General features: G+C 76.0%; 9 protein-coding genes. 6 read left to right on the top strand and 3 right to left on the bottom strand.

Going from position 1 to position 23,585, the window contains the following annotated elements; genetic code table 11:
* Positions 1-186: 186 nt before the first annotated feature.
* On the bottom strand, positions 187-4,713 hold the full coding sequence (locus AB0M79_RS29405) for a cation-translocating P-type ATPase (protein ID WP_364219785.1): 4,527 nt from the start codon (positions 4,711-4,713) through the stop codon (positions 187-189).
* Positions 4,714-4,837: 124 nt separating this feature from the next.
* Entirely contained in the window at positions 4,838-5,434 is a 597-nt protein-coding gene (locus AB0M79_RS29400; RefSeq protein WP_364219783.1) for a pentapeptide repeat-containing protein, read from the bottom strand.
* 203 nt (positions 5,435-5,637) lie between these two features.
* Here AB0M79_RS29400 and AB0M79_RS29395 point away from each other — a divergent pair, with 203 nt between their 5' ends.
* Genes AB0M79_RS29395 through AB0M79_RS29375 form a run of 5 tightly spaced genes read left to right on the top strand, consistent with a single transcriptional unit; the run spans position 5,638 to position 20,551 of the window.
* A complete protein-coding gene (locus tag AB0M79_RS29395) occupies positions 5,638-6,339 on the top strand; it encodes a DUF6875 domain-containing protein (protein ID WP_364219781.1) in 702 nt (233 codons plus the stop codon).
* Positions 6,329-9,418, top strand: coding sequence for a condensation domain-containing protein (locus tag AB0M79_RS29390; protein ID WP_364219778.1), 3,090 nt, complete (start codon positions 6,329-6,331; stop codon positions 9,416-9,418). The genes AB0M79_RS29395 and AB0M79_RS29390 overlap by 11 nt, the downstream gene beginning before the upstream one ends.
* The gene (locus AB0M79_RS29385; protein ID WP_364219775.1) at positions 9,415-12,642 is read left to right on the top strand and encodes an amino acid adenylation domain-containing protein; all 3,228 of its coding nucleotides are present in this window, start codon (positions 9,415-9,417) and stop codon (positions 12,640-12,642) included. The genes AB0M79_RS29390 and AB0M79_RS29385 overlap by 4 nt, the downstream gene beginning before the upstream one ends.
* A gap of 32 nt (positions 12,643-12,674) precedes the next feature.
* The gene (locus AB0M79_RS29380; protein WP_364219772.1) at positions 12,675-16,085 is read left to right on the top strand and encodes an amino acid adenylation domain-containing protein; all 3,411 of its coding nucleotides are present in this window, start codon (positions 12,675-12,677) and stop codon (positions 16,083-16,085) included.
* Entirely contained in the window at positions 16,082-20,551 is a 4,470-nt protein-coding gene (locus AB0M79_RS29375) for an amino acid adenylation domain-containing protein (protein WP_364219769.1), read from the top strand. Before AB0M79_RS29380 ends, AB0M79_RS29375 begins: the two co-directional genes overlap by 4 nt.
* Positions 20,552-20,740: 189 nt before the next feature.
* Here AB0M79_RS29375 and AB0M79_RS29370 read toward each other — a convergent pair whose 3' ends face one another.
* Positions 20,741-21,829 (bottom strand): PQQ-dependent sugar dehydrogenase, encoded by a 1,089-nt coding sequence (locus AB0M79_RS29370; RefSeq protein WP_364219766.1) that lies wholly within the window; start codon positions 21,827-21,829, stop codon positions 20,741-20,743.
* Between the two features lie 396 nt (positions 21,830-22,225).
* On the opposite strand from AB0M79_RS29370, the gene AB0M79_RS29365 reads away from it, so the two are divergent.
* Entirely contained in the window at positions 22,226-23,473 is a 1,248-nt protein-coding gene (locus tag AB0M79_RS29365) for an Ig-like domain-containing protein (protein ID WP_364220043.1), read from the top strand.
* The last annotated feature ends 112 nt before the right edge of the window (positions 23,474-23,585 follow it).

Genomic DNA, 23,585 nt, shown 5'->3' with positions numbered 1-23,585 from the left:
CCTTGCCATCACGCTCGGCCGCCGCCATCCGCTTGCAGTGGTGCGCGATCGAGGACTCGTTGCCGCAATCGTGCCCCGTAATGCCTGAAACATCCCCTCGATCGGCGCGACCGGGGCGGTTCGGCCTTGATCGACTCGGCGGTCGGCCTCGCCGGGCCGTACGCCGCGCCGGCCGGGCTCGCCGATCTAGGACTTGTTGCCGGAATCCTGCCCCGTAATGCCCGAGACATCCCCTTGATCGGCGTGGCCATCCGGAGCGGCGCGGCTATCCGGAGCGGCGGCGCGAGCGGGAGCGGCACCAGCGGGAGCGGGGGCAGCACCGGGGGCGGCGCCGTCCGGGGCGGCCTGATCGGGGGTGGGGCGGGGGTTCGTGCCGGGGAGGATCAGGCGGCCCAGGGCGGTGTTCGCCACCGTGGCGCAGGCCGCCGAGCCGGTCGCTATCCCCCAGCCGACCGGGCCGAGCGGCGTACACCCGAAGAACTGGCTCAGCCCCGGCGTCTGGATCACCGCCACAAGTGCTCCAACGGACACCGCCGCGGTCGCCAGGACGGCGGGGCTGGCGCCGCCGGTCAGCACCGTCTGGCCGAGCTGGGTGCCGACCAGGGCGGCGAGGGCGACCGTGCCGGCCCGCTTGCGGCGGCCGGTCGCCCGGGCCAGGGTCCAGCCGGCGGTGGCGCCGAACGTGGTCGCGCCGGCCCGCAGTCCGATCTCCCGGTTGAGGCTGGCCCCGAGCGACGCGTCCGGGCCCTCGGCGAGCAGGTCGACGCCGGCCTCCGGGCGGGGCGGGCGGACCGCGATCGCCATCGCCGGTGCCAGGTCGGTGAGCAGGTTGACCAGCAGGAGTTGGCGGGAGCTCAGCGCGGAGCGGCCGGTGACGGCGGCGGTGACGACGCTGAAGGCGATCTCGCCGAGGTTGCCGCCGACCAGGACGCTCAGCGCGTGCCGTACCGACGACCACATGGCCCGTCCCTCGACCAGGGTGGCGATGATCGTCTCGAGCCGGTCGTCGGTGACGACGAGGTCGGCGGCGGCGTGCGCGGCGGGGGTGCCGCGCTGGCCGAGCGCGATCCCGACGTCGGCGAGCCGGATCGCCGGGGCGTCGTTGGCGCCGTCGCCGGTCATCGCGACGGTCCGGCCGGCGCCGCGCAGGGCCTGGATGATGCGTACCTTGTGGGCCGGGGTGCAGCGGGCCACGACGTCGGTCGCGGCCAGCCGCTCGGCGAGCGCCGGATCGTCGAGCGCGTCGAGTTCGGCTCCGGTGGCGACCCGCTGGCCGGGCCCGTCGGTGCTGATGATGGCGGCGATCGCCGCGGCGGTGGCCGGGTGGTCGCCGGTCACCATGATGGTGTGCACGCCGGCCTCCCGGATCCGCCGGACGGCCGGTGCCGCGCTGTCGCGTACGACGTCGGCCAGGGCGACGAAGCCCAGGAACGTCAGCCCTTCGACGTCGCCGTCGGCGACCGACGAGGTGGTGGCGACCGGGCACTCGGCGACGGCGAGGACCCGCTGCCCGGCGGCGGCGTGCCCGGTCAGCAGTTCTTGCAGCGCCGACCGGCCGGCCGCGTCCAGCGGTACGTCGCCGCCGGGGTCGCGCCGCAGGGAGCAGCGTGGCAGCACCACCTCCGGGGCGCCCTTGACGCTGAGCAGCAGGGCGCCGTCCGGGCCGCCGACGGTGGCGTGGTAGCCCCGGGACGCCTCGAACGGCAGTGCCGCCGTCAGGTGCCAGCCGGGCGAACCGGTGTCCGGCCCGATCCCGGCGGCGCGGGCACCGGCCAGTACGGCGGCGTCGGTCTGCTGCGGCAGGTCGGCCGGGTCGTCGGCCTCGGGTGTGGCCCGCAGCGCCGCCGCCAGCACCGGGCGCAGTTCGTCGGACAGTTCGTCGAGGGCGGCGTACCGGCCCGGGTCGCCGACCCCGGCGAGCCGCAACCGGCCCTCGGTCAGGGTGCCGGTCTTGTCGAAGCAGAGCACGTCGACCCGGCCGAGCGCCTCGATGGTGCGCGGGTTGCGGACCAGGGCGCCGTGGTTGGCGAGCCGGCGGGCGGCGGCGAGCTGCGCGGCGGAGACCAGGAACGGCAGGCCCTCGGGTACGGACGCGACGGCCAGGTTGGCGGCGGTCGCCGCGGTCTGTGCCAGCGGTACGCCGTGCAGGAGTCCCGCGCCGGCGACGGCGACCGCCGCACCGGCGGCCAGTGGCAGCGACGAACTGGTCAGGTGGGTGAGGCGGGCCTCGACGCCGCTGGCCGGGGCGGCGCCGCGGGCGAGTGCCATGCCGCGGCCGGCCTCGGTGTCGGCGCCGGTGGCGACGACGACCGCGGCGCCGTGGCCGGCGGCGACGCTGGTGCCCTGGTAGACCATCGATCTGCGGTCGGCGACCTCGCCGGCGACGACGGCGGCGGTGTCCTTGCCCACCGGCAGCGACTCGCCGGTCAGCGAGGACTCGTCGGTTTCCAGGCCGACCGCCTCGATCACCCGGCAGTCGGCGGGTACGGCGTCGCCGGGGCAGAGCAGGACCAGGTCGCCGGGGACGAGGTCGGCGCCGCTGATGGTCTGTTCGGTGCCGCCGCGCCGGACCCGTACGGTGACCTCGGCGCGGGCGAAGAGCCGCCCGAGGGCGTGTTCGGTGGCCGCCTGCTGGGCGGCGCCGACCAGGGCCGACAGGGCCAGGACCCCGCCGACGAGGCCGGCGTCGACGACCGAGCCGACGGCCGCGGACAGGCCGGCGCCGAGTGCCAGCACCGGGGTGAGCGGGTTGGCGAGTTCGTCGACGAAGGCGCGGGCGAAGCCGGCGCCGGCGGGTGGTTCGCCGCCGGTCTGCCGGACCCGCCGGCCGGCCTCCTCGTCGGTGAGGCCGGCCGGCCCGCTGCCGAGCCGGTCGAAGACGACCGGTACCGGCATGAGGTGCCACGGCGTGGTCGGCGCGGGCGGCGTCGGCGGGTTGCGGGGCAGTTCGTTGGCGCGCCAGACGCCGTTGCCGAGTGCGACGGCGGCCGTGAGGTGCAGCGGCATCTGGGACCGGCCCGGCAGGTCCCCGGGCGGGCTGGTGAGCGCCGTCACCGCCCCGAGGCCGGTGCCGGCGCCGGACAGCACGATGCACTGCTGGATCATGCGCCGGGCTCCGCCGGCGGCCTCGACCACCATGGCGGCGACGTCGATGTCGGTGTCGACGATCAGGTGGGCGCCCCAGGCGGGCAGGCCGTCGGTGCGGGCGGTGCCGATGCCGCAGTCGGCGGCGGCCAGTGCCCGCCGGTCGCCGGAGACGAGCATGACCATCGCCCCGTCGGCCTGGAGGTCCCGTACGGTCGAGGCCAGCGGGACGGTGTCCGGGGTGGCGACGACCAGTCGCAGCCCGGCCCGGCGGGCGGCGTCGGGCAGGACCTGGCTGGCGCGGGCGGGTTCGGCGGTGGCGCCGGCGAGCGCGACGAGCCGCCCGTCGTGCGCGAGCCCGAGCACGGTGTCGACCCGTTTCCGCAGTTCGCCGACTTGTTCGGCGCCGGCGCCGGGGGCGAGGTCGCCGACCGGGGCGAGTTCCCAGCCGTCGGCGGTGTGCCGGCCGGTGGGGTGGTCGGCGTCGAAGAGGGCGAAGGCGCGGGCGACGGTCTCCTGCTCGTCGGGTGCCCGGTCGTCGGGTGCCGGTAGCGGGACCAGGTCGGTGAGCACGGCCCGCGAGGACCGCAGCACCTCGGGGTCGACGACGAGGGTGTCGATCCGGTCGAGTTCGCGCAGCACGTCGCGGTCGACCACGACCACGCCCCGGCGGGCGAGCAGCGCGCCGAGCCGGGCGGCGTAGCCTTCCCGGCCGGCGGCGGCGGCCTTCGGCAGGGTGGACAGGGCGACGGCGGCGGCCCGCTTGGCGCCGCCGAACGGCAGGGTGGCGGCGCCGGCGAGGGCCCCGGCGGCCATTACCCGGACCGCGTACCGCTCGACCGGGCCGTCCGGTTTGGCGACCGGCCGGTCCTGTGCGATGCACGGCGCGGCGGCCCGTTCCGGGGTGCCGGTGAGCCGTGCCTCGGCCTTCTCCCAGGCGGCGAGTTCGGCGCGGGCTTCCTGCCATTCCAGCAGCCGCCTGCCGGTGTCGAGCACGATGCTGGGCCAGCCGCCGGACAGTCCGTGGGCCAGCGACTCGGCCAGCGGCAGCACCGAGTCGGCGCGCGGGGCGCCCTGGAGTCCCTTGCCGGCGAGCATGTGCAGCCTGGGGTGCAGGTCGACGACCTTGAGCAGGCCGGCGAACTCGCCGGGTAGGGAGGTGAACGGCAGTACCCGGGTCGCGACGGCGAGGCCGAGGCCGAGCGTGTCGGCGGCGAGGGTGGTGACGGCCCGCCCGGTACGCGGCCCCTCCTCCGGCGGGTGCGGCGGGTCGATGTCCGGGTCGGGGGCGTAGCCGTCGTTGCGCTCGATGCCGCTGATCACCGACATCAGCTGGTCGAGGCTCGGCCCCGGCTGCTCGACGGCGACGACGACGCGACCGGTCGGCGGGTTGATCCGGGCCCAGGCCACGCCGGGGACCTTGGACAGCGCCGCCTCGACCCGTCGGCCCAGCCGGCCGCCGGCCGGTTCGGCGACGCCCCGGACCTCGATGTGGTGGCGGCCGGGCCGGGACCAGACACCCCGCTGGTTGATCCCGGCGGCCCGGGCCAGTCCGGCCACGACGGCGCCGGCGTGCGCGACGGCCGTACGGCCGACGGCCGCCAGGGGTCGCCACCCCGTCGGAATCATCGATCGCTGTCGGTTGCCGGCGGCTCCGTGCCCCACGCCATGTCGCCTCCCACGCCTGTCGGTAGGCCCGTGGGCTTCCCAGTTCCGGGCGGTCTATTCCGCCGGTCGGGCGAGGTGCCGCGGGTCAGCCGATGCGCAGGCCGAGGGCCTGGGCGATGACGACGGCCTGGGCGGCGTCGATGACGGCGCCGGACAGGCGTACGGCCGACGGGTCGAGCGCGGTGAGGTCGCTGCCGCGCAGGTCGGCGCCGGACAGGTCGGCGCCGGTGAGGGTGGCCGCCGACAGGTCGACGCCGGTCAGGGTGGCACCGGTGCAGTCGGCGCGGGACAGGTCGACCTCGCGCATGCGTACGTCGGTGAACGTGACCCCGCGCAGGTCGGCGCCGGTCAGCGTGACGAAGGACCAGTCGCCGCCGGTCACCCGCAGCGGGCGGGTGCCGCAGTCGGTGATGGTGCTGCCGGTGAGCTTGCAGCCGGTGAACTCGGCGTCGAAGAGTTCGCTGCGTTCGATGACGCACCGCACCAGGGCGGTGTCGTGGTGGCGGGAGGCGTTGAACCGTACGTTGGCGAAGGTGCATCCGGTGAAGGTGACCCGGCGGGTGGTCGCCTCGGTCAGGTCGACGCGGCGGAAGGTGCATCCGGAGTAGACGCGGTCGACCATGTCCTCGCCGTACCAGTCCTCGTCGGCGAACTCGCGCCCCTCCACCACCAGTTCGGGCATGGCTGACACGGTAGCGCCCGCCGGACGGTGGAGGCGTAGTCGGGGGTTCGTCCGATCCCGACACCGGCTGTTAGGACGAGCAACTTCACTGTAAGGACTACTTACTAATTCACATGCCTCTTACTAGCGTGACTGCCAGCGCGCACGGACCGGTCGCCCGAGCAACCGGATCGCCCGGCCGCGTACGCAGACGAGGGGCTGACATGCTGACCCACCCGGCGCACGCCCGCCACACCCTGATCGAGGTCGCGGACCTGCGGCAGGACCCACCGCCCCAGGCGGTACGCGGCCATGAGCGGGCGCTGCGCACCGTCGTCGACTGGGCCCGGGAGTACCTGTGCCAACCGCACCCCGACCTCGGACGCACCGGCAACGTCTGCCCGTACGCCCAGGGTTCGCTGGACCGCGACGTCTTCCACCTGGCGGTGGCCCCCGGCCGCACACACGCCCCCGCCGACCTGGACCGGCTGCTGGTCACCTACCGGGACTGGTTCGTCGACCTCGCCGCGCGGCGCGGGTCCGCCGCGCAGTTCTCCACCATCCTGATCGTCTTCCCGGACCTGCTGCCCGACGACGTACCGCTCGTGGTCGACCGCACCCAGGAGCGGCTCAAGTCGCGGTTCGTTGCGCACGGGCTGATGCTCGGCGAGTTCCACGACGGCCCGCCGGCCAAGGGCGGGCTGTGGAACCCGGACTTCCCGGCACTGCGCTGCCCGGTCCCGCTGCTGGCGATCCGGCACATGGTGCCGACCGACTTCCTCTTCCTGCGCGACGACCCGGACCATGTACGCGCCTACCTGGCCCGCCACGCCGGCCAGGTCCCGCCGCACCTGCGGGCGACCGTACGCGACGCCGTCGACCGCTTCGGACTCGAGCCCGTCGCCGGCGGTGCCGGTGCGCGCTGAGCCCCCGACGACGGTGCCGGCCCTGCTGGCGGCGCGGGCCGACGACGAGCCGGACCGGGTCGCGCTGGTGCTCGACGGGGTGGGGACCCTCACCTTCGGACAGTGGCGGGCCCGTGCCGACGCGGGCGCCCACGAACTGCGCGACCGCGGCGTGGGCCGGGGCGACCGGATCGGGCTCGTCTTCGGCGGGCCGGACTGGCTCGACTTCGCGGTCGGGTATGCCGCGGTCACCGCGGCCGGCGCGGTCGCCGTGCCGCTGTCGGACCGGACCCCGGCCGCCGCCGACCTGCTCGCCGGCTGTGGCGCCACCGGCGTGCTGCACGCCGGCACGGCACCGCGAGGTCCATGGTGGACACTGCACGCGGACGGGCTGGGCCGGACCGCCTCCCCCGGCCCGCCCGACGGCGACGTACGCCCCGGCGACCTGGCCCAGATCGTGCACACCTCGGGCACCACCGGCCGACCGAAGGGGGTGGCCGCCACCCACGCCAACCTGACGTTCGGCGCCGCCCCGCGCCCCCGGCGCCGACCGCTGGCGCACTCCGACCACTTCGTGCACGCCTTCCCGATCGGCACCAACGCCGCGCAGACCATGCTGGTCCAGGCGCTGACCGCCCGGCCGGCCGCCGTGGTGGCGCCCCGCTTCGACGCCGACGGCTTCGCCGCGCTGGTCGCCCGGCACCGGGCCGGGACCGTCTTCGTGGTGCCGTCGATGGCGATCGACCTGCTGCGCGCCCGCGCGGCCGAGCGGCACGACCTGTCCGACGTACTGCTGGTCGCCTCGACCGGCGCGGCGCTGCCACCCGCGGTGGCCCGCGACCTCACCACCGCCCTGCCCGGCGCCACGGTCGTCAACAACTACACCTCGACCGAGGCCGCCCCGGCCCATACCACCGTCGTCTACGACCCGGACCGGCCGACCGCGCTCGGCCGGCCGGCCGCCGGCGCCGAACTGCGGATCACCGACCAGGACGGGGTGCCGCTGCCGGCCGGCGCGACCGGCGAGGTGTGGCTGCGGGCCGACACCGTGCCCCGGACGTACTTCGGCGACCCGGCGGCCAGCGCCAGGGTCTTCCGCGACGGCTGGGTCCGGATGGGCGACCTCGGCCACCTCGACGCCGACGGCTACCTGCACCTGGTCGACCGGGACGGCGACACCGTCAAGACCGGCGGGTTCAAGGTGTCGACGCTGCATGTCGAGTCGGTGCTCTTCGACCACCCCGACGTCGCCGACGCGGCCGTGGTCGGGCTGCCGCACGCCACGCTGGGCGCGATGGTCGCCGCCGCGGTGGTGCCCGGCCGCCCGGTCACCGCCGACGCGCTGCGGGCCCACCTGGCCGAGCGGCTCGCCCCGCAGGAACGGCCGCTGCGGCTGCTGCTGGTCGACGCGCTGCCGCGCAACGACGGCGGCAAGGTGGTCCGGGCCGCGCTGCGCGACCTGTTCGCCCGGCGGCCCGACGACGGCGACGGGGCGCCGGTGACGGCGGCGGAACGTACGCTCGCCGCGCTGTGGGGCCGGGTGCTCGGGGTGCCGTCGGCCGGCCGGCACGACGACTTCTTCGCGCTCGGCGGCGACTCGCTCAAGGCCGCCCAGATCGCCACGCTGGCCGCCGCCGAGTTCGGCGTCGCCGTACCGGCCTCGGTGGTGTTCGACCGGCCGGTGCTGGCCGCGCAGGCCGGCTGGCTGGCCGCCGCGAGCGCCGCAGGGCCGGCGGCGGAGATCGCGGAGACGGCGACGACGGCCGCGCCGGAGACGAACGGCGACGGCGGGCGGGACATGCCGCTCACCGCCCAGCAGGACAACTTCCTGGCCTGGATGTACGCCACCGACGAACCCCGCGACCCGGGCCCGATCAGCGTCGCGATCCGGATCACCGACGACCTCGACCCGGCCCTGCTGGAGGCGGCGCTGGGCGTGCTGGTGACCCGGCACGAGGCGCTGCGCACCGTGTTCCGCGCGGCCGGCGGGGCACCGCGTGGCCACCTGCTCGCCGACTGCCCGCCGGCGGTGACGGTCACCGCCGCCGCCGACGAGGCACACGCCGCGCGGCTGGTGTGCGCCGACCGGGAACTGCGGTTCGGGCTGGCTCAGGGGCCGCTGGTGCGGGCGGTCGTGGTCCGGCTCGGCGACGCCGACCACGTGCTCGGCCTCGCCGTGCACCACCTGGTCTTCGACGGCTGGTCGATGGGGGTGCTGCTGCGCGAACTCGGCCTGGTCTACTCGGCGCTGCGCACCGGCCGCCGACCCGTCCTGCCGGCGCCGCCGGTGCCGTACGTCGAGGCGGTGGCCTGGACCCGGGCGCAGTGGCCGCGCACCCGCCGCTACTGGCTGGACCGCCTCGACGGGGCGCCGGCCGTCGTCGCGCCGTTCCCGGGCCGGCGGCACGCCGTCCGGCTGCACAGCGACTCGCTGGAGTTCCGGGTCGACGCGGACGCCGCCGGCCGGCTGCGGTCCCTGGCCAGGGACCGGGGCGCCAGCACGGCGATGCTGGTCACGGCGGCGTGGGCGGCGGTGCTGACCGGGTGGAGCGGGGTGCCGGACCTGGTCGTCATGTCCCCGGTCCCGGGGCGCGGCCGGCCGGAGTTCGAGGTGCTGGTCGGCTGCCTGGTGCAGTCGTTGCCGCTGCGGATCGACACCGGCGGCGACCCGACCTTCGCCGACCTGCTCGACCGGGTACGCGCCACCACGCTCGCCGCCGTCGACCACCAGTACTACCCGTTCGCCGAGTTCTACGCCCGCTTCCCGGCCGCCGCCTGGCTGCGCTTCGAGAGCTGGGGCGGCGACCCGCACTTTCCCGGCCTGATCTCGCAGGGGTTCCCGCTGCCGCGCGCGCTGGACGCCGACTGGCCGACCCCGGACGGGCAGCCGGACCTCGGGGTGCCGGAGCTGGCGGTGGTCGAACAGCCGGACGGTTCGCTGTCCGGCTGGCTGCTGTGGAACTCGTACGCCTTCGACCGGTCCACCCCGCGCCGGCTCGCCGCCGGCCTGCTGCGCCTGCTGCACGCGCTGCCGGCCGGCGCCACGACACCGGTGTCGGAGCTGACCGGCGAGCGCTTCCCGGAGACGGAGGTAGTGTGACCACTGTGGACTTACCGCGGCTCGGTCCGGCTTCGGCCGCCCAGCACGGGCTGTGGTTCACCGAGCGGATCGGCGCGGCCGGCTCGGCCTACCACATGCCGCTGCCGGTACGGCTGTCCGGCGCGCTCGACGCCGACGCGCTCGCCGACGCCTGCGACGCCGTCGTACGGCGGCATCCGGTGCTGGCGTACGCCTTCGACGACACCGACGGCGAGCTGGCGCTGGTCGCCGCCGGCCCGCCCCGGCTGACCCGGCGGGAGGTGCGGCCCGCCGACGTCGCCGCCGTGGTCCGGGCCGAGACGTTGCGCCCGTTCGACCTGCGGCGCGGCCCGCTGGTCCGCTTCACCCTGCTCGGCCTTGCCCCGACCGAGCACCTGCTGCTCGTCGTCGCCCACCACCTGGTCTTCGACGGCGAGTCCAAGGACGTGCTGCTGCGCGAGCTGGCGGCGGCGTACGGCGCCCGGGTCACCCGCGCGACCGGTGCGCCCATCCCGCCGGTGCCGTACGCCGGGCACGCCGCCGACGAGGCGGCCCGCATCGCCGCCGCCCTGCCCGCCGCCCGCGAGTTCTGGGCGGACCGCTGGCGGGAGCCGGCCCCGGTGGTGCTGCCGGGGCTGACCCGCGTGCCGGACGGGGTCGAGCCCGGCGAGGCCGTCGAGTTCGACCTGACCCCGGCCCGGCGGTCGGCGCTGGCCGGCTGCGCCGACCGGTCCGGGCACACCCGCTTCGAGGTGCTGCTCGCCGCGGTGCAGGCCGTCCTGCACCGCTACGGCAACGCCGCGCCGACGGTCGCCGTCGACCTCGGTACGCGTACCGCCGCGACCCGCGACGCGATCGGGCTGTTCGTCAACGAGCTGCCGGTGGCCGTCCGCCCCGACCCGGACCGGCCGTTCGCCGACCTGGTCGCCACCACCCGCGCCGAACTGCGCCGCACCTACCCGGTCCGGGCGGTGCCGCTGGCCCGCGCCGTCGACGGGCTGCGGCCCCGACCGGCACTGGCCCCGGTGTCGGTCAGCTACCGGCGCCGCACCGGCCCCGACCCGGTCTTCGCCGGGCTGCGCACCGAGGTCCGCTGGACCGCGTTCAACCACGCCGCCCGCAACGCCCTGCACGTGCAGGTGGTCGACGGCCCGGACCGGACCACGGTCAACCTCCAGCACGCCGCCGGCGGCGTCGACCGGGACAGCGTCGACCGGATCGCCGGACACCTGACCACGCTGCTCGACGCGGCGACCGCCGCACCGGACACGCCGCTGCGCGCGCTGCCGGTGCTCGGCGAGCCGGAACGCCGCCTGCTGCTGGCCGGCTGGCAGTCGTCGGCCGGGCCGGCCGCGCCCGCCACCGACCGCCTCGACCCGGCCGCCGGCGATCTCGTCCCGGCGGCCGGCGATCTCGTCCCGGCGGCCGGCGATCTCGCCCCGGCGACCGGCCGGGCGACCGGCCCGCTGACGGGGACGGTGCCGGAACTGGTCGCCGGCTGGGCGGCGGCCACCCCGGACGCGCCCGCGGTCGTCTTCGCCGGCGCGGTGACGACGTACGCCGAACTGGACCGGGCCGCCGCCGCGCTCGCCGGCCGGCTGCGGGCCGCCGGCGCCGGCCCCGGCACCCGGGTCGCGGTCCGGCTGCGGCGGTCACCGGACCTGCTCGCCGGGCTGCTCGCGGTGCTGCGCACCGGTGCCGCGTACGTGCCGCTCGACCCCGACCACCCGCCGGCCCGGCGGGCGTACGTGCTCGACGACACCACCCCGGCGGTGCTGCTGACCGCCGCCGGCACCGCCGACGACCCGGCCACGCACCGGCCGGTGGTGGTGCACGTCGACGCCCCGACCGGCCCGGCCACCGGACCGGACGTGCTCGCCGCCGACCCGGACGCGGTCGCGTACGTGGTGCACACCTCCGGCTCCACCGGCCGGCCCAAGGGCGTCGAGGTCACCCACCGGTCGCTGGCACACCTGCTGGACGCGATGCGCGCCGTCCTCACCAGCGGCCCCGCCGACGGCTGGCTGGCGCTGGCCTCGGCGACGTTCGACATGGCCAAGCCGGAACTGTTCCTGCCGCTGGTCACCGGCGGCCGGATCGTGCTCGCCGCCGGCGACGACACCCGCGACGGCGCCGCCCTGCTCGACCTGGTCCGCCGGCACGGGGTCAGCCACGTGCACGCCACCCCGACGACGTGGCGGCTGCTGCTCGACGCCGGTCTCGCCGAGCCGGTCGTGGCGCTGTGCGGCGCCGAGCCGCTGCCACCCGCGCTCGCCCGCGAGCTGCGGCCCCGGGTACGCCGGCTGTTCAACCTGTACGGGCCGACCGAGGCCACCGTCTGGGCGACCGTGGCCGAACTGCCCGACCCGGTCGACGCGGTCACCATCGGCCGGCCGCTGCCCGGCGCCCGGGCCTACGTGCTCGACCCGCTGCTGCGGCCGGCCCCGGTCGGCGTGCCCGGGGAGATCCACATCGCCGGGACCGGGGTGGCGCGCGGCTACCTGCACCGGCCCGGGCTGACCGCGGCCCGTTTCCGGCCCGACCCGTACGGCCCGCCCGGCTCACGCCTCTACGCCACCGGTGACCTGGGCCGGTGGCGCCCGGACGGGCGGCTGGAGTTCCTCGGCCGCATCGACCGGCAGGTGAAGGTACGCGGGCACCGGGTCGAGCCGGGCGAGATCGAGGCGACCCTGGACGGGCATCCGGACGTGCACCGCTCCGCGGTCGTGCTCCGCGCCGACGACGGCCGGCCGCGCCTGGTCGCGTACGTCGAGTTCCGGCCCGGCCGGCAGGTGACCGACGCCGACCTGCGCCGGTTCCTGCGCGAGACGCTGCCGGGCTGGATGGTGCCGGAGGTGGTGGTGCCGCTGGCGGCGCTGCCGACCACGCCGAACGGCAAGCTCGACCGGGCCGCGCTGCCGGCCCCGGCCACCGTGCCGCCGCCGGCCGGGACGGAGCCGGCGACGGACGGGGCAGAGCCGGAGCCGGACGGGCTCGGCGCCGCCGTCACCGAGATCTGGCGGCAGGTGCTGCGGGTGGACCGGATCGGCCCGCACGACGACCTCTTCGACGACCTGGGCGGGCACTCGCTCAGCGTCACCCAGATCGCCGCCCGGATGCGCCGGCAGCTCGGCGTCGACCTGCCGCTGCACGTCTTCTTCGACACCCCGACGGTCGCCGGCGTCCTCGCCGCCGTCGCCGGGGACGACAGCCCGCCCGACGCCGACGAGCCACGACGGCCATGAACGAACACCACTATCACCGAGGAGGCCGTCCCATGCCGACCACCACCACCCCGGCGGGCGCGGACCGACCCGGCCACGGCGGCGTGGCCGCCCTGTCACCGCAGCGCCAGGAGCTCCTGGCCCGCAGGCTGGCCCAGCTCGGCCTGGGCAGCGCCGCCGAGCCGGCGATCCCGCGGGTGCCGCGCACCGGGGGCGAGCAGAGCTTCGCGTGCTCGTCCGGGCAGCAGCGGATGTGGCTGGCCGCCCAGTACGACCCGGCCGACCCGTCGTTCCACGTCGCGATGTCGCAGCGGCTCACCGGCACCCTCGACGTCGGCGCGCTGCGGGCGGCGCTGCGCGACCTGGTCGCCCGGCACGAGGTGCTGCGCACCGTCTACGTCGGCGTCGACGGCGAGCCCCGCCAGGTGGTCCGGCCGACCGGCGACGTGCCGGTGACCGAGGTCGACCTGCGGCACCTGCCGGCCGCCGGGCGCGAGGACCGGGCCCGTGAACTGGCCCGGGACGCCTTCGCGGTGCCGTTCGACCTGGCCGCCGGCCCGGTGCTGCGGGCATCGCTGTTCCGGCTCGCCGACGACGACCACGTGCTGCTGGCGACCAGCCACCACATCGCGATCGACGGCTGGTCGATCGGCAACGCGCTGCGCGAACTCGCCGCCCTCTACGCGTGGCGGCTCGACGGCGGCACCGGTACCCCGCCCCTGCCCGAGCTGCCGGTCCAGTACGCCGACTACGCGCAGTGGCAGCACGACGGCACGGCCGGCGGCGCCCTTACGCCGGGGCTGGCGTACTGGCGCGAGCACCTGGCGGCGCCCCGGGCCGACGCGCACCTGCCGATCGCCCGCAGGCACGCCGGACCGGCCCGCGCCGGCGGCGCGAAGGTGCACCTGACGATCGGCCCGGACCTGGTCGAGGGACTGCGTACGGCGGCCGGCGGGGCGCGCGGCACCACCCCGTTCGTCACCCTGCTCACCACGTTCAAGGCGCTGCTGGCCCGCTACACCGGGCAGCGGGACGTCACCGTCGGCACCCTGGTCGCGGCCCGTACCCACGTGGAGCTGGAGCCGCTGATCGGCTACTTCGCCAACCCGATCGCGATGCGCACCGACGTCGACCCCGACCTGACGTTCGCGCAGACCGCCGGCCGGGTACGGCGGGCCGTCATCGACGGCTTCGCCCACCAGAACGTGCCGTTCGACACGGTCGTGCAGGAACTGGCGCCGCGCCGCGACGCCGACCGGCACCCGTTCTTCCAGACCGCGGTGATCCTGCACAACTTCACCGGCGGCGGCCCGTCGGCGTGGCCGGGCCTGGCGGTGTCGTGGTGGGACAGCCAGCTCGACGACATGCTCTTCGACCTGACCCTGGTCGGGGTGCCGCAGCCCGACGGCGGACTGGAACTCACCTTCTCCTACCGCACCGAGGTCTTCGACGCGCCCGACGTCGACCGGTTCGCCGGGCACTTCCGGCAACTGCTCGCCGCCGTGGTCGCCGACCCGGCCCGGCCGCTCGGCGACGTGCCGCTGCTCACCGACGACGAGCGGCGACGCGCCCTGTCCGACTGGCAGGGGCCGGCGCGCGAGATGGCGGCGGCCGGGTTCACCGAGCTGTTCGCCGCCTCGTGCGCCCGCACGCCGGACGCGGTCGCGGTCGGTGACGCCGGCGGCGAGCTGACGTACCGGGAACTCGACGCCCGCGCCGACCGGCTCGCCGCGCTGCTGCGCGGGCGCGGGGTCGGACCGGAGACCCCGGTCGGGATCTGCCTGGACCGGTCGGCGGCGATGCTGGTCGCGATGCTCGGCGTGTGGCGGGCCGGCGGCGCGTACGTGCCGCTGGACCCGGCGTTCCCGGCGGACCGGCTGCGGCTGATGGTCGACGACGCGGGCGTGGACGTGCTGGTGACCCAGCGGTCGGTCCGGGACCGGCTGCCCGACCTGTGCGCCGGCCCCGGCGTGGTCTGCCTCGACGACGGGCCGGACGCCGCCCCCGGTGACGTCGTGCCCACGGCCCCCCCGCCCCGCGCCGACCAGCTCGCGTACGTCATCTACACCTCCGGGTCGACCGGCCGGCCCAAGGGCGTCGAGGTCACCCACGGCGCGGTCGCCAACCTGCTGCTGTCGTTCCGCGACGGGCTCGGCCTCACCGGCGACGACCGGCTGCTCGCCGTCACCACGCTGTCGTTCGACATCTCCGTGCTCGAACTGCTGCTGCCGCTGGTCTGCGGGGCCCGGGTCCTGGTCGCCACCTCCGCCGAGGTGGTCGACGGAGCGGCGCTGCGGGCGCGGGCCGAACGGGAACAGGCGACGGTGTTGCAGGCCACCCCGGCGACCTGGCGGATGCTGCTGTCCGCCGGCGGGGTGCCGGCCGGCGTACGGCACCGGCTGTGCGGCGGCGAGGCGTTCTCCCGCGACCTAGCCGCCGAGCTGGCCGGCGGCCGGCTGTGGAACGTGTACGGCCCGACCGAGACGACGGTGTGGTCGGCGGCCGGCGTCGTCGAGCCCGGCGACGGGCCGATCGCCATCGGGCCGCCGATCGACAACACCCGCGTCCACCTGCTCGACGGCCGGGGCCAGCCGGTGCCGGTCGGTGTCGCCGGCGAGGTCCACATCGGCGGGCTCGGCCTGGCCCGCGGCTACCGGGACCGGCCCGCGCTGACCGCCGAACGCTTCGTGCCGGACCCGTTCGGCGACACGCCGGGCGGCCGCCTGTACGCCACCGGCGACCTGGCCCGCTACCTGCCGGACGGGCGGCTGGAGTTCCTCGGCCGCGGCGACCACCAGGTGAAGGTGCGTGGTTTCCGGGTCGAGCTCGGCGAGATCGAGGTGGCGCTGCGGGCGCAGGACGGCGTCCGCGACGCGGCGGTGACCGCCTGGCACGGCACCGCCGACGGCGACGCCCGCCTGGTCGGGTACGCCGTCGCCGACGACCCCGGCGCCGACCCGGCGGCGCTGTGGGCCGCCGTCCAGCCCGGCCTGGCCGCCCGGCTGCCCGGCTACATGGTGCCGGCGACCCTGGTCGTCCTCGACGCGCTGCCACTGACCCCGAACGGCAAGGTCGACCGGCGGGCGCTGCCGGCACCCGACTGGGGCGCGGCCGACGCCACCCCGTACGTCGCCCCGCGCGACCTCGTCGAGGCGGCCGTCGTCCGGATCTGGGAGGAGGTCCTCGACGTGCGGCCGATCGGTGTCGACGCCGACTTCTTCGCCCTCGGCGGGCACTCGCTGCTCGCCGAGCGGGTGCTGGCCCGGGTACGGGCGTACTTCCAGCTGGAGGCGCCGACCCGGGCCCTGTTCGAGGCACCGACCGTGGCCGGTCTGGCCGCCGCGCTGGCCGACCTCGAACCGGTGCCCGGCCAGGTCGCGGCGGTCGCCGAACTGCGGGCGCAGATCGAGTCGATGTCGCCCGAGGCAGTGGAACTCATGCTCGCCGAGGAGGGCGGTCGGTGACCGCGTCGACCGACCAACTGCTGGCCGTACTGCTCGCCCGGCGCGGTATCGAGGTCGCCGGCACGCAGGCGATCCGGCCCGGTGACCGCGGCGGGGACCTGCCGCTGTCCCCGGCGCAGCAGCGGATCTGGTTCCTCGACCGGCTCGGCGTCGGCGACTCGACCTACCTGATGGGTGGCGCGCACCGGCTCACCGGGCCGGTCGACCCGGACGCGCTGGCCGGGGCGCTGCGGCTGCTGGTGCGCCGGCACGAGCCGCTGCGGACCCGGTTCACCGACCACGACGGCCACCCGGTGCAGCGGATCCTGGCCGCCACCGACCCGCGCGCCGTCGTACCGCTGCCGGTCGTCGACCTGGGCGACCTGCCGGCGGCGACGCGCGACACCCGGCTGCGCCGGCTGGCCGGGTACGAACTCGGCCGCCCGTTCGACCTGCGGGAGGCGCCGCTGGTGCGGGCCGTCCTGGTCCGGCTGGCCGCCGACGACCACGTGCTGCTGCTCACCTTCCACCACATCGTCTGCGACGACGTGTCGGCCGGGGTGCTGTTCGCCGACCTGATGGCCGGGTACGCCGCCCTGGCCGCCGGCCGCGCCCCGGACCTGCCGCCGCTGCCGGTGCAGTACGCCGACTACGTACGGTGGCTCGGCGAGCGCGACCCGGGTGTCGTCGCCGGCCAGGAGGCGTACTGGCGGGAGCGGCTCGCCGGTGCCCCGGCCCACCTCGACCTGCCGACCGACCGGCCCCGGCCGGACCGGCCCCGGTCACCGGCCGGCAGCCACCCGTTCCGGCTGTCCGGCCGGCTCACCGCGGCGGTCGAGGCGCTGCGCCAGCGCGAGGACTGCACCACGTTCACCGTGCTGCTGGCCGCGTTCAAGATCGTGCTGGCCCGGCACAGCGGCCAGGACGACCTCGTCGTCGGCGTACCGGCGGCCAACCGGTCGCTGCCGGAACTCGAGTCGATGGTCGGCATGTTCGTCAACACCCTGGCGCTGCGCACCGACCTGGGTGGCGACCCGACGCTGCGCGAGGTGCTGCGCCGGGTCCGGCAGACCGGCCTCGGCGGGCTCGGTCACCGCGACGTGCCGCTGGAACGCGTCGCCGAACTGGTCCGGCCGGACCGGGGCGCCGGCCGGCAGCCGCTGTTCCAGGTGATGTTCGTGCTCAACGGCGGGCCGGGGGCGAAGCGGCCGCCGGCACCGGGCGACAGCCTGACCGTGGCGCCGGCCGGGCTCGGCGGCGGCACCGCCCGCTTCGACCTGACGCTGCTGATGGTCGACGGCGCCGGGCCGCTCGCCGGCCAGCTCGACTACGACGCCGAACTGTTCACCCCGGCGACCGTCGCCCGGCTGGCCGCCCACCTGGAGCTGGCCCTGACCGCGCTGGTCGACACCCCCGACCTGCGGCTCGGCGACCTCGCCCTGCACACCCCCGCCGATCTGGAACTGCTGCGCTCCGGGCTGTCCCCGGCGGCCGGCCCCGGGCCCGCCGCCCCGGCCGGATACGTCGACGACCTGATCGCGGCGCAGGCCGCCCGGACCCCGCACGCCCCGGCGGTGACCGGCGACGGCCAGGAGCTGACGTACGGCGACCTGCTGTCGCGGGCCGACCGGCTGGCCCGACGGCTGCGGGCGGCCGGCGTCGGCGGGCGGGCGCCGGTCGGGATGGCGTTGCGGGCCGGGCCGGACGGCATCGTCGCGCTGCTGGCGATCCTGCGGGCCGGCGGCGCCTACCTGCCACTCGATCCGGGCCATCCGGTCGACCGGGTCGGCGGGCTGCTCGCCGACGCCGGGGCGACGGTCCTGGTCGGCGACGCGGCCGGCCGGGAGCGGCTGGCCGGGCTGCCGGTCACCTTCGTCGACGTCACGGACACCGGGGGTACGGCCGACGACGCCGGCCCGGAGCGGGAACGGCGGCCGGACGAACTCGCGTACGTCGTCTACACGTCGGGGTCGACCGGCCGGCCCAAGGGCGTGATGGTGACCCACCGTACGCTGACCGCCCTGGCGACCTCGTTCCGCGACGTCCACGCGTTCGGGCCGGGGCAGCGGATCCTGATGATCCCGCCACTGACCTTCGACGCCTCCGTCGGTGACGTGTTCCCGGCCCTGATCAGCGGCGCGGCGCTGCTGGTGCACCCCGACCCGGCGGCGCTCACCGGGCCGGCGCTGCTCGACCTGTGCGTAGCCGAGCGGATCACCGCCGTCGACGCCCCGGCGGCGCTGTGGCAGCGCTGGGTCGACGACCTCGCCGGCCACGAGGTCCCCGCCGACCTGCCGCTGACGGTCATGATGGTCGGCGGCGAGCGGGTGTCGGCCGACAAGCTCGACACCTGGCACCGGCTGACCGGCGGCCGGACCACGTTCTACAACCACTACGGGCCGACCGAGGCGACGGTGTGCGCCACCGTGCTGCGGTCCGCCGGTCCCGCCGACGGGTACGCCCCCGGCGGGCACCTGCCGGTCGGCCGGCCGCTGCCGCATGTGCGGGCGTACGTGCTGGACCGGCGGATGCGGCCGGCGCCGTACGGCGCCCCCGGCGAACTGCACCTCGGCGGCGACTGCCTGGCCCGCGGCTACCTGGGCCGGCCCGACCTGACCGCCACCGCGTTCATACCCGACCCGTTCTCGGCCGTCCCCGGCGCGCGCCTCTACCGCACCGGTGACCTGGCCCGGGTCGGGCCGGACGGCCAACTCGAGTTCCTCGGCCGGGTCGACCGGCAGTTGAAGATCCGCGGACACCGGATCGAACCGGCCGAGATCGAGGCGGTCCTCGACGGGAACCCGGCCGTCGCCCGGTCGGTCGTCGTGGCCCGCGGGCAGCGGCTGGCCGCCTTCGTCGTGCCGCGCGGGGCGGCGCCGGACGCCGACGACCTGCGCGCCTTCCTGCGGGCGCGACTGCCGGAATACCTGGTCCCCGCGACGTTCACCGCACTGCCCCGGCTGCCGCTGACCGCGCACGGCAAGGTCGACCACGACCGGCTGCCCGCCGAGGTCCCGGACGACGGGCCGCCGTACGTCGCCCCGCGCACCCCCGCCGAGGTCACGGTGGCGCGGGTGTGGGCGCGGGCGCTGGGCCGCGACCGGGTCGGGGTCGCCGACGGCTTCTTCGACCTGGGCGGGCACTCGCTGCTGGCGGCGCCGGTGCTCAGCGAGGTGAACCGGCGGTTCGGCACCCGGCTGCCGCTGCGGGCGCTGTTCGAGGCGCCTCGGCTGGACACGTTCGCGGCCCTGGTCGACGCCGCCCTGGTCGACGCCGCCCTGGCCGACACCGGCACGGCCGACACCGGCGGTGCCCCGGCCGGCCCGGTCCCGGCGGCCCCGGCACCACGGCGGGTCGACCTGCGCGCCGAGGCGGACCTGCCCGACGACGTACGCCCCGCCGGCCGGTACGTCCCGGCGGCCGACCCGGCCGGGGTGCTGCTGACCGGCGCGACCGGGTTCCTCGGCGCATACCTGCTCGACGACGTGCTGCGGCACACCACCGCCGACGTGTACTGCCTGGTCCGGGCCGGGTCCGAGGCCGCCGCGGTGGCCCGGATCGAGGCGAACCTGCGCCGGTACGGGCTCTGGCGGCCGGCGTACCCGGCCCGGATCGTCCCGGTCACCGGTGATCTCGCCGCGCCCCGGCTCGGGCTTCGCGCGCGGGACTTCGACGCGCTCGCCGACCGGGTCGACGTGGTGCTGCACAACGGCGGCACCGTCCACTTCGTGCAGCCGTACGAGCGGCTGGCGCCGGCCAACGTCGCCGGGACCGTGGAGGTGCTGCGGCTGGCGTCCCGGGGGCGGCCGAAGGCGGTGCACCACGTGTCGACGCTCGGCGTCTACCTGTGCCCGGCGTACGCGTCACGGACCGTGACCGAGGCGGTGCCGCCGGACGAGCCGGACGGCCTGCACGGCGGCTACAACGAGAGCAAGTGGGTCGCCGACCGGCTGGTCCGGGCCGCGCGGGAACGGGGCCTGCCGGTGTCGGTGCACCGGCCGGCGCGGATCACCGGCGACAGCCGCACCGGCGCCGGCAACGACGACGACTACTTCAGCCGGCTGCTGCGGACCTTCGTCGACGTCGGTGCGGTGCCGGAACTGGGGTACGACGAGGACATGGCACCGGTCGACCTGGTGGCGGCGGCGATCGGCGGACTGTCGCGGCGGCCGGACGCGCTGGCCGGCGACCGGCACTACTACACGCCTGGGCTGTCGTATCCGGCGATCGCGGAGGTGCTGCGCGGGCTCGGCCGTCCGGTACGGCTGCTGCCGTACCGGGAGTGGCGGGCCGAGGTGGTGCGGGCCGGGGCCGGGGTGGCGCTCGGCCCGTTCGTGCCGACGCTGCCGGAGGAGGACGGTCCACGCGACCACCCGCTGTTCGACTGCGCCGACACCCGACGGTCGACGACGGCGGCCGGCATCCCCGCCCCGCCTTCCCCCACCACCCTCCTGAACCGCTACCTGGGCACCCCGCAACGGCCGTAGCAAGCAAGCGGGGCACGCCCCCGCCCCGCCGCCGCCCCGCCGCCGCACCCCGCCGCGTTGATCAAGGGGATGTATCAGACGAACCCGGTCAAGATCTTGACAACAAGTCCTTGATCAACGCGGCGGACGGACTGGGCGGACGGACTGGCGGGGCGGACACGCGGCGGACGGGGCGGGTAGGGGGCCGGGTCAGGCGATCGTGGAGCGGCGGACGGTGTCGGTGCCGTTGCCGTTGGAGGTGGTGAACCAGATGGCGTTGGTGCCGGGCACCTTCTCCACCGCGCGGATGCGGCCGTACGTGCCCTGCCAGTACACCGACGACGCGCCGATGCTGGTGCCGCTCAGTTCGAGCCGCCACAGCCGCTGGCCGCGCAGTGCGCCGAGGTAGATCGCGCCGTCGACGATCGCCAGGCCGCTGCACGAGCACTCGGCGGTGCTGCGCTGCCACTTCGGGCTCTCGTACGCCGGGTTGCCGCAGGTTCCCTCACAGACCGGCCAGCCGTAGTTGCGGCCGGGCAGGATCAGGTTGATCTCGTCCCAGGTGTTCTGGCCGAACTCGGCCGCCCACAGCCGGCCGGCGGAGTCCCACGAGATGCCCTGCGGGTTGCGGTGGCCGAGGCTGTAGACCCGGCTGCCGGCGGTCGGGTTGCCGGGGGCGGCGGCGCCGGTCCGGGTGATCCGCAGGATCTTGCCGTTGAGCGAGGACGGGTTCTGCGCCAGGTTGGTCTGCTGGGCGTCACCGGTGGTGACGTAGAGGTTGCCGTCGGGGCCGAACTTGAGCCGGCCGCCGTTGTGGGTCGAGGCGCGGACGATGCCGGTGAGGATCGGCGTCGAGCCGGCGGTCAGGCTGCTGCCGCCGGTGTAGGCCATCCGCACGACCCGGTTGTCGCTGCTGCTGGTGTGCATGAAGAAGACGTCCCGGTCGGTGCCGCCGTTCCAGGTGGGTGACACGGCGCAGCCGAGCAGGCCGCCCTCGCCGCCGGCGAGCACGCCGGGCACGGTGCCGAGCAGGGTCCGCACTCCGGCGGGGGTGAGCCGGTATACCCGGCCGCTGTTGCGTTCGGTGATCAGCGCCGCCGCGCCGCCGGGGAGCCAGCAGACGTCCCAGGGGATGGTCAGGCCGCTGGTCAGCGTGGTCGGGGTCTGCGGCACGGCCAGGATCGACGCGCCGTGGCCGGGGTCGCGGGCGGGGGCGGCGCTCGCCGGGGCGGCCGACGTGAGCACCATGACGGCGGCCAGCAGGGCGGCCGCGTACGACGTGGTTCGGACGGTTCTCATGCCTTCTCCTCGGAGGGTGGGAGATCGGAAAGGCAACCGGATCATCTATCGGCATCCGTCGATGCCATTTCGAGGATACGGACAGCTCAACCGGCACGCATCCCGACGATGCCGCTTTTCCGCCGACGACACCCGGGCCGGGACCGCCGGACGGAACAGGCGGTCGACGCGAGCGACGGGACCGCCCGCCCGGGACGGAGGGGGACGGTGAGCCACCTGTGCCAATGCGGAGCATTGGGACCAAAGGGGCATTACGGAGAGTTTGCGGGTCCGCGATGAAGCGCCTCGACCGCGATCAGATCGTTACAGAATGTGACTCATGATCGAGGGAACGAGGTGGAGATCGTGAGAGTACGGCAACGCACCGCAGGGCCGGTGATCGTCGTCGCCGCCGCCCTGCCACTCATCCTGTCGAGTTGCACGAGCCGGACCGAGTCGAAGTCCGCACAGCAGGCCCCGCCACCACCACCAACACTGACCGTCACCCCCGCGGCCGACGCCCGCGACGTACCGCTCAGTGCCGAGGTCGGCCTGGCGGTCGCCGGCGGAAAGATCACCGCCGTGACGCTCAGCGACAGCAAGGGGGCCGCGGTCGACGGCGCGATGCGCGACGACGGCACGTCCTGGATACCGAACCGCCCGCTGAATCCCAAGCAGGCGTACTCGGTGCAGGTCACGGCCGCAAACGACACCGGGCAGACGAGCACCTGGTCGAGCGCGTTCACCACGATGGCCAAGCCGACCAAGCTCCAGCAGAGCACGCTCTACTTCCAGAACAACATGACGTACGGCGTCGCGATGCCGGTGACGGTGGCGTTCGACCCCGGCATCCCCAAGGAGTCGCGGGCCGACGTACAGAAGCGTCTGTTCGTCACCACCGACCCGCCGCAGCCGGGCGCCTGGCACTGGGACGAGTCCGGCCGCCAGGTCTACTACCGGGCCCCGGACTTCTGGAAGACCGGGACCAAGATCAGCGTACGGTCGGCGCTGACCGGCGTGCCGATGGGCAAGAACGGTCACGGCGACGCCGACCGCACGGCCTCGGCCACCGTCGGCGACCACGTCACGATGGAGATCGACAACGCGACCAAGGAGATGTCGGTCTTCAAGGACAACCAGCTGGTCAAGAAGATCCCGGTGAGCATGGGCAAGCCGAGCACACCGACGTCCAGCGGCAAGATGGTGATCATGGAGAAGTTCGAGACCACGGTCTTCGACACCCGTGGCGACCCGAACGGCGGCTACGTGGTCCAGGTCAACGACGCCCAGCGGCTCACCTGGGGCGGCGAGTTCATCCACGCCGCGCCGTGGTCCGTCGGCGACCAGGGCGAGCGCAACGTCTCGCACGGCTGCACCAACGTCTCCAACGCCAACGCCGACTGGCTCATGAAGAACACCAACGTCGGCGACCTGGTCACCATCAAGGGCACCGAGGTCACGCTCGACCCCGGCAACGGCTGGACCGCGTGGAACATGACCTGGGACGAGTACGTCAAGGGCAGCGCGCTTCCGGTGCCACCGGACCTGCGCCCGGCCGGCGAACAGGCGGCCAACCCCGGCGCCCCGGTGGCCGGCGCGCCACCCGCCGGCCCGCCCACACCGGCCGCCCCGGCGACCCCGACCCCCGCCGGGGCCGGTGACTGAGGGCCGTACCGCACGGCGGCCGCGCTGACGGCGCCGCCCCACCGGCGCCAGGGCCGGGCCCCGGGGGCCCGCCCCCCCGGATTTGTGGTGGGCGGACGGGGGGCGCGCCCAA

Origin of the sequence: Polymorphospora sp. NPDC051019, from assembly GCF_040683055.1 — a bacterium.
Taxonomy (GTDB): domain Bacteria; phylum Actinomycetota; class Actinomycetes; order Mycobacteriales; family Micromonosporaceae; genus Polymorphospora; species Polymorphospora lycopeni.
This window is presented reverse-complemented; position numbering and strand designations above follow the sequence as displayed.

Bases quoted from the DNA above. Each gene is read 5' to 3' on its own strand.
- AB0M79_RS29405 (WP_364219785.1), bottom strand. From the start codon at position 4,713: ATGATTCCGACGGGGTGGCGACCCCTGGCGGCCGTCGGCCGTACGGCC.
- AB0M79_RS29400 (WP_364219783.1), bottom strand. From the start codon at position 5,434: ATGCCCGAACTGGTGGTGGAGGGGCGCGAGTTCGCCGACGAGGACTGG.
- AB0M79_RS29395 (WP_364219781.1), top strand. From the start codon at position 5,638: ATGCTGACCCACCCGGCGCACGCCCGCCACACCCTGATCGAGGTCGCG.
- AB0M79_RS29380 (WP_364219772.1), top strand. From the start codon at position 12,675: ATGCCGACCACCACCACCCCGGCGGGCGCGGACCGACCCGGCCACGGC.
- AB0M79_RS29370 (WP_364219766.1), bottom strand. From the start codon at position 21,829: ATGAGAACCGTCCGAACCACGTCGTACGCGGCCGCCCTGCTGGCCGCC.